This window comes from Exobacillus caeni (assembly GCF_005747095.1).
GTDB lineage: Bacteria > Bacillota > Bacilli > Bacillales > Guptibacillaceae > Exobacillus > Exobacillus caeni.
Genome location: NZ_SWLG01000001.1, coordinates 664,934 through 681,882 on the forward strand (window position 1 = coordinate 664,934; position 16,949 = coordinate 681,882).

The 16,949-nt window shown below is 41.8% G+C and carries 15 protein-coding genes; 13 read left to right on the forward strand and 2 right to left on the reverse strand.

The genetic code is table 11. From position 1 onward, the window contains the following. The first annotated feature begins 217 nt into the window (after positions 1-217). Positions 218-1,240 carry a DNA polymerase III subunit delta gene (holA, locus tag FCL54_RS03290; RefSeq protein WP_138123093.1) on the forward strand — a complete coding sequence of 341 codons (1,023 nt, stop codon included), beginning with the start codon at positions 218-220 and terminating at the stop codon, positions 1,238-1,240. Positions 1,241-1,300: 60 nt separating this feature from the next. Here holA and rpsT read toward each other — a convergent pair whose 3' ends face one another. Next, positions 1,301-1,567 carry a 30S ribosomal protein S20 gene (gene rpsT / locus FCL54_RS03295; protein WP_138123095.1) on the reverse strand — a complete coding sequence of 89 codons (267 nt, stop codon included), beginning with the start codon at positions 1,565-1,567 and terminating at the stop codon, positions 1,301-1,303. 166 nt (positions 1,568-1,733) lie between these two features. Between rpsT and gpr the strand changes: the two genes are divergently transcribed. The 12 genes from gpr to deoC all read left to right on the forward strand — a co-directional run bounded on the left by gpr (position 1,734) and on the right by deoC (position 15,792). Then, positions 1,734-2,843, forward strand: coding sequence for a GPR endopeptidase (gpr, locus tag FCL54_RS03300; RefSeq protein WP_138123097.1), 1,110 nt, complete (start codon positions 1,734-1,736; stop codon positions 2,841-2,843). 98 nt (positions 2,844-2,941) lie between these two features. After that, positions 2,942-3,295, forward strand: a complete 354-nt coding sequence (locus FCL54_RS03305; protein WP_138123099.1) for a DUF3679 domain-containing protein — start codon at positions 2,942-2,944, stop codon at positions 3,293-3,295. 97 nt (positions 3,296-3,392) lie between these two features. Next, positions 3,393-5,228 (forward strand): translation elongation factor 4, encoded by a 1,836-nt coding sequence (gene lepA, locus FCL54_RS03310; RefSeq protein WP_138123101.1) that lies wholly within the window; start codon positions 3,393-3,395, stop codon positions 5,226-5,228. 293 nt (positions 5,229-5,521) lie between these two features. Continuing rightward, a complete protein-coding gene (hemW, locus tag FCL54_RS03315; RefSeq protein ID WP_138123264.1) occupies positions 5,522-6,667 on the forward strand; it encodes a radical SAM family heme chaperone HemW in 1,146 nt (381 codons plus the stop codon). Positions 6,668-6,907: 240 nt separating this feature from the next. Then, positions 6,908-7,948 (forward strand): heat-inducible transcriptional repressor HrcA, encoded by a 1,041-nt coding sequence (gene hrcA / locus FCL54_RS03320; RefSeq protein ID WP_138123103.1) that lies wholly within the window; start codon positions 6,908-6,910, stop codon positions 7,946-7,948. Positions 7,949-8,083: 135 nt separating this feature from the next. Continuing rightward, positions 8,084-8,683 carry a nucleotide exchange factor GrpE gene (grpE, locus tag FCL54_RS03325; protein WP_138123105.1) on the forward strand — a complete coding sequence of 200 codons (600 nt, stop codon included), beginning with the start codon at positions 8,084-8,086 and terminating at the stop codon, positions 8,681-8,683. 31 nt (positions 8,684-8,714) lie between these two features. Further along, positions 8,715-10,556: a molecular chaperone DnaK gene (gene dnaK, locus FCL54_RS03330; protein WP_138123107.1), complete on the forward strand. Its 1,842-nt coding sequence runs from the start codon at positions 8,715-8,717 to the stop codon at positions 10,554-10,556. Between the two features lie 171 nt (positions 10,557-10,727). After that, a complete protein-coding gene (dnaJ, locus tag FCL54_RS03335; protein WP_138123109.1) occupies positions 10,728-11,843 on the forward strand; it encodes a molecular chaperone DnaJ in 1,116 nt (371 codons plus the stop codon). A 47-nt stretch (positions 11,844-11,890) separates the two neighbouring features. After that, complete coding sequence (gene prmA / locus FCL54_RS03340) at positions 11,891-12,829, forward strand: 50S ribosomal protein L11 methyltransferase (RefSeq protein WP_138123111.1); 939 nt, start codon at positions 11,891-11,893, stop codon at positions 12,827-12,829. 15 nt (positions 12,830-12,844) lie between these two features. Beyond that, the gene (locus tag FCL54_RS03345; RefSeq protein ID WP_138123113.1) at positions 12,845-13,597 is read left to right on the forward strand and encodes a 16S rRNA (uracil(1498)-N(3))-methyltransferase; all 753 of its coding nucleotides are present in this window, start codon (positions 12,845-12,847) and stop codon (positions 13,595-13,597) included. A 5-nt stretch (positions 13,598-13,602) separates the two neighbouring features. Beyond that, a complete protein-coding gene (gene mtaB, locus FCL54_RS03350) occupies positions 13,603-14,955 on the forward strand; it encodes a tRNA (N(6)-L-threonylcarbamoyladenosine(37)-C(2))-methylthiotransferase MtaB (RefSeq protein ID WP_138123115.1) in 1,353 nt (450 codons plus the stop codon). Between the two features lie 165 nt (positions 14,956-15,120). Next, entirely contained in the window at positions 15,121-15,792 is a 672-nt protein-coding gene (gene deoC, locus FCL54_RS03355) for a deoxyribose-phosphate aldolase (RefSeq protein WP_138123117.1), read from the forward strand. 83 nt (positions 15,793-15,875) lie between these two features. Here deoC and FCL54_RS03360 read toward each other — a convergent pair whose 3' ends face one another. Next, a complete protein-coding gene (locus tag FCL54_RS03360) occupies positions 15,876-16,814 on the reverse strand; it encodes a Na/Pi symporter (protein ID WP_138123119.1) in 939 nt (312 codons plus the stop codon). Positions 16,815-16,949 lie beyond the last annotated feature (135 nt).

A 16,949-nucleotide genomic window follows, 5' to 3' on the forward strand; every position in this document is an offset into this window, starting at 1 on the left:
ATACTGTAAAGAGTTGTCACCTATACTTTAAAGCTGCATAGGATATCCTAACAAATACAATCGAACATCGTTATCGAGAGGGAGTCCTAGGCCTCTCACGATAACGTTCAAATAAATGGGGGCCGGTTTTCAGGATGCTGGTTCCCCTTTACACTTGTCAAAAATCCCAAACTGAGAGTAGGATAGTAAAAGGAGAAATTGACAAGGATGTGAAGTCATGTTGTCTATAGCAGACGTAAAAAAAAATCTTAAGCAGGGAAAAATTAATGGCATTTATGTAGTATATGGAACGGAATCATTTTTAAGCGATGAAATTCAAAAAGAAATTGTAAAAAAAGTGTTAAGCGATGATGAAAAGGAGTTTAACCTTTCTGTTTATGATCTTAACGAGGTACCTATCGATATTGCGGTAGAAGATGCTGAAACGCTTCCCTTTATGGGAGAGAAACGTGTTGTGATTTTAAGGAATCCTGTTTTTTTAACAGGATTAAAAGATAAGAGTAAAGTAGAACATGACTTACATATATTTGAACGTTATGTGCAAAACCCATCAGAAAGTTCCGTAATGATCATAAATGCCCCATACGAAAAGCTGGATGAACGGAAGAAAATCGTAAAACTTTTAAAAAAGAACGCTGCATATGTAGAAGCTGCCGGACTGAATAATTCCTCGATAGAAGGATGGCTCGATCAGAGAGCGAAGGAACTTGGTGTAGAGATAACAGGGGATGGAAAAGGAAAACTGTTGCAGCTTTCCGGTTCTAACATGATGATTTTGAACAGCGAAATCGATAAAATGGCTTTGTACGTAGGAGATCAGGGGATCATAGATGAAGAGGTTGTCACGTTACTTGTGGCGAGAACACTTGAAAATGATATTTTCACACTGGTTGATAAAATTGTCCGGCGTGAAATGGATGATGCGTTTCGGATTCTATATGACTTGCTCAAAGTTAATGAAGAACCGATTAAGATACTGGCATTGATAGGAAGGCAGTTTCGGATTATTTACCAGGTGAAGGAGCTATCACGAAGAGGCTATGGACAAAAACAAATTGCTTCTGCTTTAAAACTTCATCCGTACGCAGTCAAGATTGCCATGCAGCAAAGCAGCTCATTTGAAGAGAATACATTATTAACTATTCAGGAAAAGATCGCAGATGCGGATTATGAAATGAAAACCGGGGCGATGGATAAACGGTTGCTTCTGGAACTGTTGTTAACAAGGATTAAATCGTAAAGTAACTTTTTTAAAAGTAAAAAAAGGGTGTCGAATTCGGTTCGACGCCCTTTTTATTCGTTACGCAGAAACCTCGTTTAGTTTTTTAGCAAGACGAGATTTTTGACGTGCAACAGCATTTTTATGGATGATTCCTTTGTCAGCTGCTTTGTCGATACGTTTATTAGCTTCTTGAAGAGCTTGTTTAGCTCCTTCAACATCTTTGTTTTCAAGCTTAGTTTCAAACGTTTTAACGGCAGAACGCATTGCGGATTTAATCGCGTTATTGTGAGCGCGGCGGTCACTTTGTGTTCTTACACGCTTAACTGCAGATTTAATGTTTGGCATTCCTTTCACCTCCTCTAAAGGTGTTTTTCTCCTATGTCGTTTCAAATATTTTTATGCATAGAACAAAGAGTATTCTATCAAAGTCACCCTCTAAATGCAATAAGGAATGAAAAGGATTTTAGCCGGTTAACCTATAGATAATACAAATTACCGGGGGTGTGCAAATATGGATAATGAACTAAAAGCATATCAAGTCCGTACAGATCTTGCGATTGAAGCTAGAGAAATGGTTCAGGAAGAAAAAGCAAAGAAAAAAGAACAAACCGGGGAACTAAACGGTGTAATTGTAAAAGAAAGAGATGAGGAAGGAATAAAGATAACAGCAGTAGAGATTACAAAGGACGGAGAAAAAGAAATCGGCAAAAAAGCGGGTCATTACCTGACCTTTGAAGCACAGGGTATTAGGAGGCAGGATTCTGCTTTGCAGCAAAAAGTGCAGGACGTATTCTCCCACGAGTTCGCAAAGTTCCTTGATGTTCACAAGATCAGTAAAGATGCGACTTGCCTTGTTGTGGGACTTGGAAACTGGAACGTAACCCCTGATGCACTCGGTCCGCTAGTAGTTGAAAATTTATTGGTTACAAGGCATCTATTTAAGCTTGCGCCAGAAAACGTGGAAGAAGGATTTCGGCCGGTCAGCGCGATTACTCCTGGGGTAATGGGGCTGACAGGGATAGAAACAAGCGATATTATCCATGGCGTCATCGAAAAGACGAAGCCTGACTTTGTGATTGCGATCGATGCCCTTGCATCCCGGTCTGTTGAACGTGTGAACACGACGATTCAAATTTCAGATACAGGCATTCATCCGGGTTCAGGAGTAGGCAATAAACGAAAAGAATTAAGTCAGGATGTACTGGGAATACCTGTTATTGCTATCGGTATTCCTACTGTTGTTGATGCAGTTTCCATAACAAGCGATACAATCGATTTTATTCTAAAGCATTTTGGGCGGGAAATTTCTGAACAGGGAAAGCCATCAAAAGCACTCGCTCCATCTGGAATGACTTTCGGAGAAAGAAAAGTATTAACAGAAGAGGATATGCCTGGTGAAGAACAGCGCCAGCAATTTATGGGAATGGTGGGAACCCTTCCGGACGAAGAAAAAAGAAGCTTGATCCGTGAAGTCCTTGCTCCACTTGGCCATAATTTAATGGTAACTCCAAAAGAGGTCGATGTTTTTATCGAAGAAATGGCTAATGTAATTTCAGGAGGCTTAAACGCTGCCCTTCATGGAGAAGTAAATCAAGATAACAGCGGGTCTTATACCCATTAAGGAAATGTCATAAGCCATCCTTCTTCTGCATAATATGGTAAAACATTCGATATGATGATGGACAAGCTAAACGGCAAAGAAAGGTGTGGATCATACAGATGGCTTCGTTTTTTATAAAATGCACGCTTTTAACCGGCCTGTTGTTTTTTGGGGTATTGCTAGGGATGCAGCAAGCAAATAAAGGAATGATCGAAATGCAAGGAAATAACGAAGCTTCCGGAGCATTTTATATAGGAGCATCCCAAGATGGGAAATTAGAAGCAGAGGTGATGGGCAGTAAGGTCACAAGCCATGACCTTGCAGAAAAACAGAAAAAGATGGAGGATACAAGAGCGTTTAATGTATTATCTTCACTTGGAAAAACAATAAGCGCGATGATTGTAGCTATCGTCCAGAATGCCGCTTCACTATTGATCGAACTCTTTAAAGGATTGCTTAGCCTATTTGGATAGCCACCTCATAGCGGGTGGCTTTTCACTTTCTAATTGAATAGTAATGGGTGTATTGCTATAATCAATCCTAGTGTAGTCTCGTCTTAGGAGTGATAACATGAATCGAGAAGAAAAGTTAAAGAGACAATCGAGAATACGGAACTTTTCCATAATTGCCCATATAGATCACGGAAAATCCACACTGGCAGACCGGATTCTGGAAAAAACAAGTGCGCTGTCACAGCGTGAAATGAAAGAGCAAATGCTTGATGCAATGGACCTTGAAAGAGAAAGAGGAATAACCATCAAGCTTAATGCCGTTCAGTTAACTTACAAGGCAAAAGATGGAGAAGAATATATTTTCCACTTGATCGATACACCGGGACACGTAGATTTCACTTATGAAGTTTCCCGGAGCCTTGCAGCATGCGAAGGTGCCTTGCTGATAGTAGATGCGGCACAGGGAATCGAAGCCCAAACACTTGCGAATGTATATCTAGCATTAGATAACGATCTTGAGATTCTTCCTGTTATTAATAAAATCGACCTTCCAAGTGCAGAACCAGAACGTGTTAGACAAGAAGTGGAAGATGTAATCGGACTGGACGCTTCAGAAGCCGTACTCGCTTCTGCCAAAGCCGGAATTGGAATCGAAGAGATTCTTGAACAAATCGTTGAAAAGGTTCCTGCCCCTCAGGGAGATCCGGAAGGCCCTCTAAAAGCGTTGATCTTTGACTCGCTGTATGATTCGTATAGAGGCGTTGTTGCTTATATTCGAATCGTAGAGGGTTCTGTTAAAGTCGGAGATAAAGTACGAATGATGGCAACCGGCAAAGAGTTCGAAGTAACGGAACTTGGTGTATTCACACCTAAACCAGTTGCAAAAGAGGAACTGACAGTTGGAGATGTTGCTTTCTTAACGGCTTCCATCAAAAATGTTGGCGACACAAGAGTCGGTGATACGATTACTTCTGTCAAAAACCCGGCTGATGAACCGCTCCCTGGATACAGAAGAATGAACCCTATGGTGTTTTGCGGTCTGTATCCTGTCGATTCTGCGCAATACAATGATTTAAGAGAAGCGCTCGAAAGACTTGAACTGAACGATTCTTCTCTTCAATATGAAGCAGAGACATCCCAGGCACTTGGCTTTGGTTTTCGATGCGGATTTCTTGGACTTCTCCACATGGAAATTATCCAGGAAAGAATTGAGCGAGAATTTGACATTGACCTGATTACAACTGCTCCGAGTGTTATTTACAAAGTAAAATTGACGGACGGCGAAGAAGTGCAGGTTGATAATCCGGCGAACATGCCCGATGCACAAAGCATCGACGAAGTCCAGGAACCATATGTAAAAGCGACGATTATGGCCCCGAACGATTACGTGGGCGCGATAATGGAGCTTTGCCAGGGGAAACGTGGAGACTTCATCGACATGCAGTATTTGGATGAGAATCGGGTAAATATCGTTTATCATATCCCGTTGTCTGAAATAGTCTATGACTTCTTCGATCAGCTTAAGTCCAGCACAAAAGGGTACGCTTCATTTGACTATGAGCTGATGGGATATAAAGCATCGAAATTGGTTAAAATGGATATATTGCTTAATGGCGAAAAAATCGATGCGTTATCCTTAATTGTCCATAGAGATTTTGCGTTTGATCGTGGTAAAGAAATTACAGATACCTTAAAAGAACTGATACCAAGACAGCAGTTTGAAGTTCCGGTCCAGGCTGCGATCGGCCAGAAAATCGTAGCACGTTCTACCATCAAGGCAATCCGCAAGAACGTTCTTGCGAAGTGTTACGGCGGAGACATTTCCCGTAAACGTAAGCTTCTTGAAAAGCAAAAAGAAGGTAAGAAGCGTATGAAGATGGTCGGAAAAGTAGAAGTGCCTCAAGAAGCATTTATGGCTGTATTAAAACAGGACAATACAAATAAAAATAAATAAAGGCTCTTTTCGCATACTTTGTTGCTTAATATTTGAGGTAAACTGCGACGTAATTGTAGCATTGCTTTCCGCTTCGTGCAGTCGCTTTCCGTAGCGGTCTGCGATATGTTTTGTCGCATTATATAGTTCTTGTGCAAAAACAACAATTTTTTAGAAAACAGTCTAAATAAAAGATCTAACGGAAATCATTTCCTCGAGGTTCTTTTACAATGAAGTTGAAGGCCGCAGATTGTTCTGCGGTCTTTCTCTCATCATGCGATAGAAGATTAAAAATGAAGAAAGCTGTGATTGAAATGCCGAAAGCTGTTTATTTGCATATCCCTTTTTGTGATTATATATGCCACTATTGCGATTTTAATAAGGTTTTCATGAAAGGACAGCCTGTGGAAGAATACCTTGATCACATGGCTGTTGAAATGAAAAATACGGTAAAGAAGTTTCCTTACGATCATATCGAAACCATTTTCATTGGAGGCGGAACGCCAACCGCACTATCGGCCAGCCAGCTGGATGTTTTACTAGAGTCAGTCAACGATACATTTCATCCGGGATCCCACATTGAATATACAGTGGAAGCCAATCCGGGAAGTGTAGATGAAGAAAAGCTCTCGGTATTGAAAAATGCCGGAGTTAACCGTCTCAGTATAGGTGCGCAGGCCTTTCAAAATGACCTGTTGAAAAGGCTCGGGCGCGGACATGATGAACAAGAGGTCGTAGAAATTGTCAAGCTTGCCCAAAGAATGGGATTTGACAATCTATCACTTGATCTTATGTTCGGTCTGCCGGACCAAACGATGGACATGTTTAGAGAGTCGATCGAGAGGACGATTCAATTGGATATTCCTCATGTTTCGTCCTACTCCCTCCAGGTAGAGAAGAAAACTGTTTTTTATAATCTGTTCCGAAAAGACCAGCTTCCCCTCCCTACTCAGGAAGAAGAAGCCGACATGTTTGAACTTTTAATCAGCAAGCTTGAGAAAGCAGGATTACAACAGTATGAAATCAGTAATTTCGCAAGGCCGGGATTTGAAAGCAAACACAATATGATGTACTGGAAAAATGAACATTACTATGGGGTCGGGGCCGGGGCGCATAGTTACATGAACGGTGTTAGAAGAATTAATGCAGGGCCTCTAAAGAAATATATCCAGCTGGTAGACGAAAATGGTTTTCCTTATACAGAAGAAAATGAATTAACAACAGCAGAGAAAATGGAAGAAGAGATGTTCATGGGGTTAAGAATGAAAAAGGGCGTATCCGTCGAACGTTTCCAGGAGAAATTCAATATCCCATTGATGACTGTTTTTGGAAGCCAAATCGACCAGTTACATGATAAAGGTTTGATCAACTTAAACAAAGGAAATATCTCATTGACAGAAAAAGGCCTCTTCCTCGGCAATGAAGTTTTCTCCGAATTCCTCGGAGTAGTGGAAGAATAAGTTTAGGTTTTTATGTGTTGATTAATAAGGGCCACGAAGTGATATTTCTTTGCTCTCCTTCAAAAAATGATGAATCTTTTGAAAGGGTCGCCGGGAGAAGAAAAAAGCTTTTTTTACAGGCGATTATTATATAATCATTTCTTTAGACCTTAACCGTTGACAAAATTAATAGGATTTTGGTAACTTATAAATTAGATTTAGCACTCATTCACAGAGAGTGCTAACAGAGGTGATAAAGGAATGTTGACAGAGCGTCAATTATTTATACTTCAATTGTTGATCGATGACTATATTCGCTCTGCAGAGCCTGTAGGTTCCCGTGCCTTATCAAAACGGGAAGATGTTACATTCAGCTCTGCCACAATCCGAAATGAACTGGCTGATCTAGAAGAAATGGGTTTCCTTGAAAAGACCCACAGTTCTTCAGGAAGAATTCCATCGGAAAAAGGCTATCGTTTTTATGTGGATCATTTAATGATGCCGCCGGTCATCTCGAAGGAAGAAATTTATAACATCAAAGATCTCTTTGCTGAAAAAATGTATGAGGTGGAACGCGTCATACAGCAATCTGCTAAAATTTTGTCTGAACTGACAAACTACACAGCCATTATCTTAGGCCCAGAGATTTTTGATACCAGGTTAAAGCACCTTCAGATTGTTCCGATTTCTAAAGATACTGCGGTTGTCATTCTTGTAGCAAATACAGGACATGTTGAAAATCGCACGATCACACTTCCGGATGGGATGAAACTATCCGATATCGAGAAGATGATCAATATACTCAACGAGCGGTTAAAAGATATACCACTCGTCGAATTAAAATCAAAGATCTTTAAGGAAATCGCAAATGTTCTAAAACAGCATATCGAAAACTACCACCAGATGGATCAGATTCTTGAAAGCATTTTTAATACGAATCAATCCGAGAAAGTATTTTATGGCGGGAAGACAAATATTCTAACCCAGCCGGAATTCAAGGATATTAATAAAGTACGTTCCATCTTAAACACCTTTGAGCAGGAAGACATCATTTATCGTTTGTTGCGCAGCGAAAAGGATGGAATCGATGTGAAGATAGGCCAGGAAAATAATCTTGAAGCAATAAAGAATTGCAGTGTGATTACTGCCAGTTATTCGATAGGCGGTAAACATATGGGTTCAATTGCTGTTCTTGGTCCAACAAGGATGCAGTATCATCGAGCCATCAGCTTGCTCGATTACCTTTCGAAGGATTTGTCAAACGCCCTTACGAAACGGTATCAAACTTTAAATGATTGGTAATAGTGAAAAGTGGTGGGAGAATTCCTCTTCCATCCTTTCTTATGGTTAAATTGGGATTATTCAGGAGCAGAAGTAAGACTGCATTACTGTGTCTCCCTTATAAAAGCAAAGGATAATTTTAGGGAGGTGAAACCTATGGAAACAAATCACAACAAGTATGAAGAGAATGTGGGAAACGAAACTGAAGAAACGGTTGGCCAGCCGAAAGAAGAACAAGAAGAGCAAGATCAGCAGCTGGAAACTTCTGAAGAGGAAGGTCAATCCGAAGATAATATTACTCCTGAGCAGGAGGAAATCGCTCATCTTACTGAACAGTTGAATGAGCTGGAAAATCGTATGGTCCGCACCCAGGCTGATTATGATAACTTTAGACGTAGAACGCGTGAAGAAAAGGCTGCATCAGCTAAGTACCGTTCACAAAGCCTTGTAGAAGAAATCCTTCCTGTTTTGGATAACTTTGAAAGAGCGTTTGCAGTTCAGGGTGAGGGCGAAAGCTACAATTCTCTTCTGCAGGGAATGGAAATGGTGTACCGCCAGTTGAAAGATGCTCTTCTAAAAGAAGGCGTGGAAGAAATCGACGCAGTTGGGCAACCATTCGATCCGCATAAGCATCAAGCTGTAATGCAAGTTGAAACTAATGAGTATGAGTCCGATGTTGTAGCAGAAGTGCTGCAAAAAGGTTACATGCTGAAAGACAAAGTAATCAGACCTGCGATGGTTAAAGTAAGTTCATAAACTACATATGGAAATATAGGAGGTAAAAGTAATGAGCAAGATTATTGGTATTGACTTAGGTACAACAAACTCATGTATTGCCGTTATGGAAGGCGGAGAAGCAACTGTAATTCCTAATCCGGAAGGAAGCCGAACTACTCCTTCAGTAGTTGCATTTAAAGATGGAGAACGTCTAGTAGGCGAGGTTGCTAAGCGCCAGGCGATCACTAACCCTAACACGATTCAATCAATTAAACGCCATATGGGCACTGACCATAAAGTAGAAGCAGAAGGCAAGGAATTTACGCCTCAAGAAATCTCTGCGATTATTCTTCAAAAATTAAAGTCATATGCGGAAGACTATCTTGGCGAGTCTGTTGAAAAAGCTGTTATCACAGTCCCGGCATATTTTAATGATGCAGAGCGCCAGGCTACAAAGGACGCTGGTAAAATTGCAGGCCTTGAAGTAGAGCGTATCGTTAACGAACCGACTGCTGCTGCTCTCGCATACGGCCTTGATAAAGGTGACGAAGACCAGACGATTCTTGTATTCGACCTTGGTGGCGGTACGTTTGACGTTTCCATCCTTGAGCTTGGTGGCGGAGTTTTCGAAGTAAGAGCGACTGCCGGTGACAACCGTCTTGGCGGGGATGATTTCGACCAGGTGATCATCGACTATTTAGTTGAGCAATTCAAAAAGGACAATGGCATTGACCTTTCTCAAGATAAAATGGCACTTCAACGTTTGAAAGATGCTGCTGAAAAGGCGAAAAAAGACCTTTCTGGCGTAACGCAAACACAGATTTCCCTGCCGTTTATCACAGCTGATTCTTCAGGGCCAAAACACCTTGAAGTATCATTGACACGCGCGAAGTTTGAAGAGCTTTCTGCAAACCTTGTTGAGCGTACAATGGGACCTACTCGCCAGGCGCTTAAAGATGCTGGAATGTCTCCAAGTGAAATCGACAAAGTAATCCTTGTTGGTGGATCCACTCGTATTCCTGCTGTACAGGAAGCGATCAAAAAAGAAACAGGCAAAGACCCGCACAAGGGGGTTAACCCTGATGAGGTAGTAGCACTTGGTGCGGCTATCCAGGCAGGTGTTATCGCTGGGGATGTTAAAGACGTTGTTCTTCTTGACGTAACTCCGCTTTCTCTTGGTATCGAAACAATGGGCGGCGTATTTACGAAGTTGATCGAACGTAATACAACGATCCCGACAAGCAAGTCCCAGGTGTTCTCAACTGCTGCTGACAACCAGCCATCCGTTGATATCCACGTGCTTCAGGGTGAACGCGAAATGGCGCAGTATAACAAAACGCTTGGCCGTTTCCAATTAACAGATATTCCTCCGGCACCGCGCGGAGTGCCTCAAATCGAAGTGACATTTGATATCGATAAGAACGGTATCGTAAATGTTAAAGCAAAAGATCTTGGCACAAACAAAGAACAGTCCATTACAATCAAGTCTTCATCAGGCCTATCTGACGAAGAAATTGAAAAAATGGTAAAAGACGCGGAAGCTAATGCAGAAGAAGATAAAAAACGCCGCGAAGAAGTAGAACTTAAAAACGAAGCAGACCAACTCGTATTCACAACAGAAAAAACATTGAAAGAGCTTGAAGGCAAAGTAGACGAAGGCGAAGTTAAAAAAGCGAACGACGCAAAAGACAAAGTGAAAGCAGCGCTAGAAAAGGGCGATATAGAAGAAATCCGCTCTGCTAAAGACGAGCTGCAGGAAATTGTTCAAGCCCTAACTACTAAGCTTTATGAACAAGCTCAGCAACAAGCCCAGGCCCAGCAGGAGTCACAGGGCGGTGCAGGTGATGCCCAGCAAGACGATAATGTGGTGGACGCTGAATACGAAGAAGTAGATGACGACGATAAAAAGTAAGAGGCTATAGAGGAAAAAGTCAAAGTCAGGCGTATCTCGGCTTTGACTTTTTTCTTGCACAGGGAAAACCTTTGCTTTTACTATCGGGGGAATAAACATCCATGAAGTTGCAATAAAAGTAACTTCGATGATAAGATAAACTTTATGTGAAGAGAAGCGGGAGTGAATACAATGAGTAAACGGGACTATTATGAGGTCTTGGGGGTTAGCAAGGACGCTTCTGAAGCTGAAATTAAAAAAGCCTATCGGAGGCTTGCAAAACAATACCACCCGGATATAAATAAAGAAGCTGATGCTGATGAAAAGTTTAAAGAAGTAAAGGAAGCTTACGAAGTTCTTAGCGATTCGCAGAAAAAAGCGCATTATGACCAATTCGGACATACTGATCCAAACCAAGGCTTCGGCGGAGCAGGAGGAGCTGACTTTGGAGGTTTCGGTGACATTTTCGATATGTTCTTTGGCGGCGGCGGTGGCCGCAGGAACCCGAATGCTCCAAGACAGGGTGCAGATCTACAGTATACGATGAACATTGACTTTGAGGAAGCTGCTTTCGGTAAAGAGACAGACATTTATATTCCAAAAGAAGAAGAATGTAACACGTGTGAAGGAACCGGGGCAAAGCCTGGAACAACGCCTGAAACTTGTTCGCATTGCGGCGGTTCAGGACAAATGAACGTAGAGCAAAACACGCCGTTTGGGAGAATCGTCAATCGCCGTGTCTGCCATTATTGTGAAGGTACAGGAAAAATCATTAAAGAAAAGTGTAAGACATGCCACGGAAAAGGTACAGTCAAAATTCGCAAGAAAATCCACGTTAAAATTCCAGCAGGTATCGATGATGGCCAGCAGATCAGGCTTGCAGGAAAAGGGGAACCCGGCGTGAATGGAGGCCCTCCCGGGGATCTGTTCGTAGTCTTTTACGTTAACAAGCATGAGTTTTATGAGCGCCGAGGAGACGACATCTATGTCAAAATGCCGATTACATTCGCACAGGCTGCACTTGGGGATGAAATCGAGGTTCCGACTCTCCATGGGAAAGTTAAGCTGAAAGTGCCTGCCGGAACACAGAGTGGCACAAATTTCAGACTCCGAGACAAAGGGGTTCAGAACGTCCGTGGATATGGCCAGGGCGACCAGCATGTCAAGATCCAGGTTGTTACACCGAAGAAACTGACTGAACGGCAAAAAGAGCTTTTAAGAGAGTTTAGTGAAATCAGCGGTGATATGCCTGATGAACAACACGATAACTTTTTTTCAAAAGTAAAAAGAGCATTTAAAGGTGAATAAAAAACAGTTTTTTCTGGCAATTTAAGGGATTAAAGGAGCTGGTAGGGATGAAATGGTCTGAAATAAGCATTCATACGACACAAGAGGCAATAGAACCAGTGTCTAACATTTTACACGAAGCAGGTGCGAGCGGAGTTGTAATAGAAGACCCGCAGGATCTTGTGAAAGTTTGGGATACGTCGCTTGGAGAACTCTACCAGCTTAATCCCGATGATTACCCGAGTGAAGGGGTAATCATCAAAGCTTATCTTTCTGTTACCAGTTTTCTTGGTGAAACGATTGAGCAAATTAAAGAAGCGATTAACGGCTTGCTGCTTTATGACATAGACATCGGCCATAACAAGGTAACGATCAGTGAGGTCAATGAAGAAGAATGGGCTACAGCCTGGAAGAAGTATTATAAACCTGTTAAGATTTCTGAACATATCACGATAACACCAACCTGGGAGGATTACCAGCCGGTCAACACAGATGAAATCATCATAGAGCTCGATCCAGGTATGGCCTTTGGAACAGGAACCCATCCAACAACTGTCATGTGCATCCAGGCGCTGGAAAAGACGATAGACGAAGGGAATAAAGTTATGGATGTAGGGACTGGCTCTGGAGTTCTTAGTATTGCAGCTGCTAAGCTGGGAGCTTCCCATGTTGATGCGCTGGACCTCGATGAAATTGCTGTAAAAAGCGCCAGACTCAATATCAAGCTGAACAAAGCCCAGGAAAATGTGAGTGTCCGGCAAAACAACCTTCTGGATAACGTTACGGAAAACTACGATGTTGTCGTGGCAAACTTGCTTTCTGAAATAATCGTACGGTTTACAGACCGAGTTGCGGAAGTGCTGAATCCGGGCGGTGTTTTTATCACTTCCGGAATCATTAATGCGAAGAAAAAAGAAGTAAGACAATCTATCACCGCGAATGGGATGGAAATAATAGAGACATTGCAAATGGAAGATTGGGTTGCATTTATTGCAAAAAAAGCTTGATGGCGGGTGCGTTTAATGCAGAGGTACTTTGTTGATCCTGATGCTGTGAAGGGAAATTCTATAACGATAACCGGAGACGATGTAAAGCATATTGGCAAAGTGATGAGAATGTCCTCCGGAGACAAAGTGATTTGTTGTGATTCTACAGGCCGTTCGGCATTATGCGAAATAGAAGAGGTTTCGAAGGAAGACGTTACTTGCACTGTTGTAGAATGGATGGATGAAAATACGGAACTTCCTGTTAACGTAACAATTGTTCAGGGACTGCCTAAATCAGATAAGCTGGAACTTGTTGTACAAAAGGGCACAGAACTTGGAGCTTCCTGTTTTTACCCTTTTAAAGCAGCTAGATCTGTTGTAAAATGGGATAGGTCCAAAAGCGAGAAAAAACTTGATAGGCTTCGTAAAATTGCGAAAGAAGCTGCAGAACAATCACACCGAACAGCCATTCCTGAAGTGGAAGCCCCTCTTTCACTTCAAGAAGTTATCGATATGGAGCCAGAGTATGATCTCAAACTGGTTGCTTATGAAGAAGAGGCAAAACAGGGAGAGAGTTCGAACTTGTCTCAAGCGCTTCACCAGGCAAACAGGGGGCAGCGTGTTTTGCTGGTCATCGGCCCGGAAGGCGGTTTAACAGAAGAAGAAATAAGTGACTTAACAGATGCTGGTTTTCTGCTATGCGGACTCGGCCCACGAATTTTAAGGACAGAAACAGCAGCCCTTTATTTTCTTGCAGCTGTTTCTTATCATTTTGAATTAATGAGGTGAATGCTATGCCTTCAGTTGCTTTCCACACACTTGGATGTAAAGTAAACCATTATGAAACGGAAGCGATCTGGCAGTTATTTAAAGAGCAGGGGTATGAACGATCTGAATTCGAAGATACCTCTGATGTATATGTAATAAACACTTGCACAGTGACAAACACAGGTGATAAAAAGAGCCGTCAAGTTATCCGAAGGGCCATCCGTAAAAACCCTAATGCAGTGATCTGTGTTACGGGGTGTTACGCGCAAACATCCCCTGCTGAAATCATGGCTATTCCTGGAGTGGATGTTGTGGTTGGAACACAGGATCGTGCAAAAATGCTTGATTATATCGAGCAGTACAAGAATGAAAGACAGCCGATCAATGGCGTTAGTAATATTATGAAAGCCAAGGTTTATGAAGAGCTTGAAGTACCTGCCTTCACCGACCGCACACGTGCTTCACTAAAGATACAGGAAGGCTGTAATAACTTCTGTACATTTTGTATCATTCCCTGGGCCCGCGGATTGCTGCGTTCTCGTGATCCAGAAGCGGTGGTCAAACAAGCTCAGCAGTTAGTCGATGCAGGATATAAGGAAATCGTGCTTACCGGAATCCATACGGCAGGTTACGGAGAGGACTTAAAAGATTATAACTTTGCCCAATTGTTGTCTGATCTTGACGAAAAGGTTAAAGGATTAAAAAGGATTCGTATCTCATCTATTGAGGCGAGCCAGGTAACAGATGAAGTGATCGACGTGTTGAACCGTTCCGATAAAATCGTTCGCCATCTTCATATTCCGCTTCAGTCCGGCTCTGATTCTGTTCTAAAAAGAATGAGAAGGAAATATAGCATGGACATGTTTGCCGAAAAACTGGAAAAGCTCAAAAAAGCTCTTCCAGGACTTGCGATTACCTCCGACGTTATCGTAGGATTCCCTGGAGAAACGGAAGAAGAGTTCCAGGAAACGTATGACTTTGTTGCAAAGCATAAGTTTTCTGAGCTTCATGTATTTCCGTTTTCTAAGAGAACAGGTACACCGGCAGCTCGAATGGAAGACCAGGTTGATGAAGATGTCAAGAATGAGCGAGTACACCGTTTGATTGAACTTTCCAATCAGCTTGCAAAGCAATACGCTTCGGATTATGAAAACGAGGTACTTGAAGTAATTCCCGAAGAGCAATACAAAGAAGATCCGGACAGCGGCCTATATGTAGGATATACGGATAACTACATGAAAGTGAAGTTCCAGGCTACGGAAGATATGATTGGAAAAATTGTAAAAGTAAAGATTACAAAAGCAGGTTACCCATATAGTGAAGGGCAGTTTGTCAGGGTTATGGGAGATACTATTGAGAATGAGGCAATCGTTTCTTAAACCAGCTCTCGATCTTATATTGAAAAATATCGCCCGGGTATTTCCCGGGCTGTTTTCATCTGATGCATAATTCCCTTTTAGGGATAGGACAATTTACATAGAGTCTTATGGATACCTATGGCTAATGGTACAATAATGATGGTTTGAAAAGAAAGGATGATCGATATGAACGAAAAGTTAGCTGGAATGATTGATCACACTGCATTAAAACCCGATACTACAAAAGAGCAAATCGATAAGTTATGCAGCGAAGCAAAGGAATATAAGTTTGCGTCTGTTTGTATTAATCCTACATGGGTTAATTATTCAAGCAAACAATTGGAAGGTTCCGAGGTAAAGGTGTGTACTGTTATCGGATTTCCTCTTGGTGCGACTACTACTGAAGTGAAAGCTTTTGAAACGAATGATGTTATCGAAAAAGGTGCAACTGAAGTAGATATGGTGATTAACATCGGCGCTTTAAAAGACGGAAACCATAGCCTTGTAGAGGAAGACATTAAAGCGGTAGTCGATGCTGCCAGAGGAAATGCACTTGTTAAAGTTATTATCGAAACATCCCTTTTAACAGATGACGAGAAAGTCAAGGCATGTGAATTAGCAGTAAGTGCAGGAGCAGATTATGTGAAAACTTCAACAGGCTTTTCTGGTGGAGGCGCTACTGTGGAAGATATCAAATTGATGAGAAAAACAGTAGGGCCGGACATCGGTGTCAAAGCTTCGGGAGGAGTAAGAGACTTAAAATCTGCTGAAGATTTAATTGAAGCAGGTGCCACGAGAATCGGCGCAAGCTCTGGAGTTTCAATCGTCCAGGGAGAACAATCGAATACTGATTACTAAAATAATCAAAAAGGAGAATGAGCAAATAATTGTTCATTCTCTTTTTATTTAAATAAGAGATAAAATTGCATTTAATTATGACATTATCCTGTTGGTTTTGACTTTCCATGTAGTTTAAGCACGAACGCAGCAAAGAGTCCTGCAAAAGGAAGAACCAACAGAGAGGATAGAACGTTAAACAAGACGGAAACATGAGCTAACTGAAGGTCTGGCAAGCTGGTTACGAGGGAAGAAATATTGCCAAGCGTACTGATCAATGGGAAAAAGAAGATGACACCAAAAATATTAAGCCATATATGTGCATAGGCGACGAGTTTTGCTTCTTTTGTCGTTCCGATCGACGCGATGAAAGCAGTAATACAGGTACCTATGTTTGCCCCGAATAGAATAGCGATCGCAGAGTCGATGCTTAACAAACTCTGGTTGATAAAACTCATTGCGATGCCGGTAGTTGCAGAGCTTGATTGGATAAGGGCGGTAAAGACAGTTCCAAGGCCCACACCATAAAGTAAGTTTTTATTTGAGTTTTCGAGTAACGTGTGAATAGGAGCAACCTTGGATAACGGAATCGCAAGAGATTCAAAACCATTCATGGCTACGAATAAACACCCGAGGCCAAACAAGACACAACCAATACAAAAATAGAGTTGGCGAGAAAATTGAATCAAAATAAATCCTGCGACAAGAAGCGGCAAAATGAACTGTGAAGGATCGAGTGTTATGATTTCTGCAGTAATGGTCGTCCCTATGTTTGTTCCAAGTATGACTCCGATTGACTGTTTAAACGATAAAATGCCTACCGAGACCAGGCCTACGGTGATAACCATTACCGCTGAACTGCTTTGCATGATGCAGGTTAATAGCGCTCCTGCGAGCATCCCTTTCCAGGTAGTATTGGTCATTTTAGATAAAGTCGCTTTTAACCTTATAGGCGAGAACGATCCGAGGCCAACTCGCAGGACCGTCATCCCAAATACGAAAATCATAATAAAAATGATAAAAAAAGTGATATATTCGCTCATTTTCTCACCTCTGTCCCTTCTCTTCCAGTATATGGACAGGGGTCTGTTGAAATGAGCATTTTTTATTCAAAATACCGTTCGGAGTTTTTCTAGTTGATAAACCGCAAACCTTATATTATAATTGCACATGACATG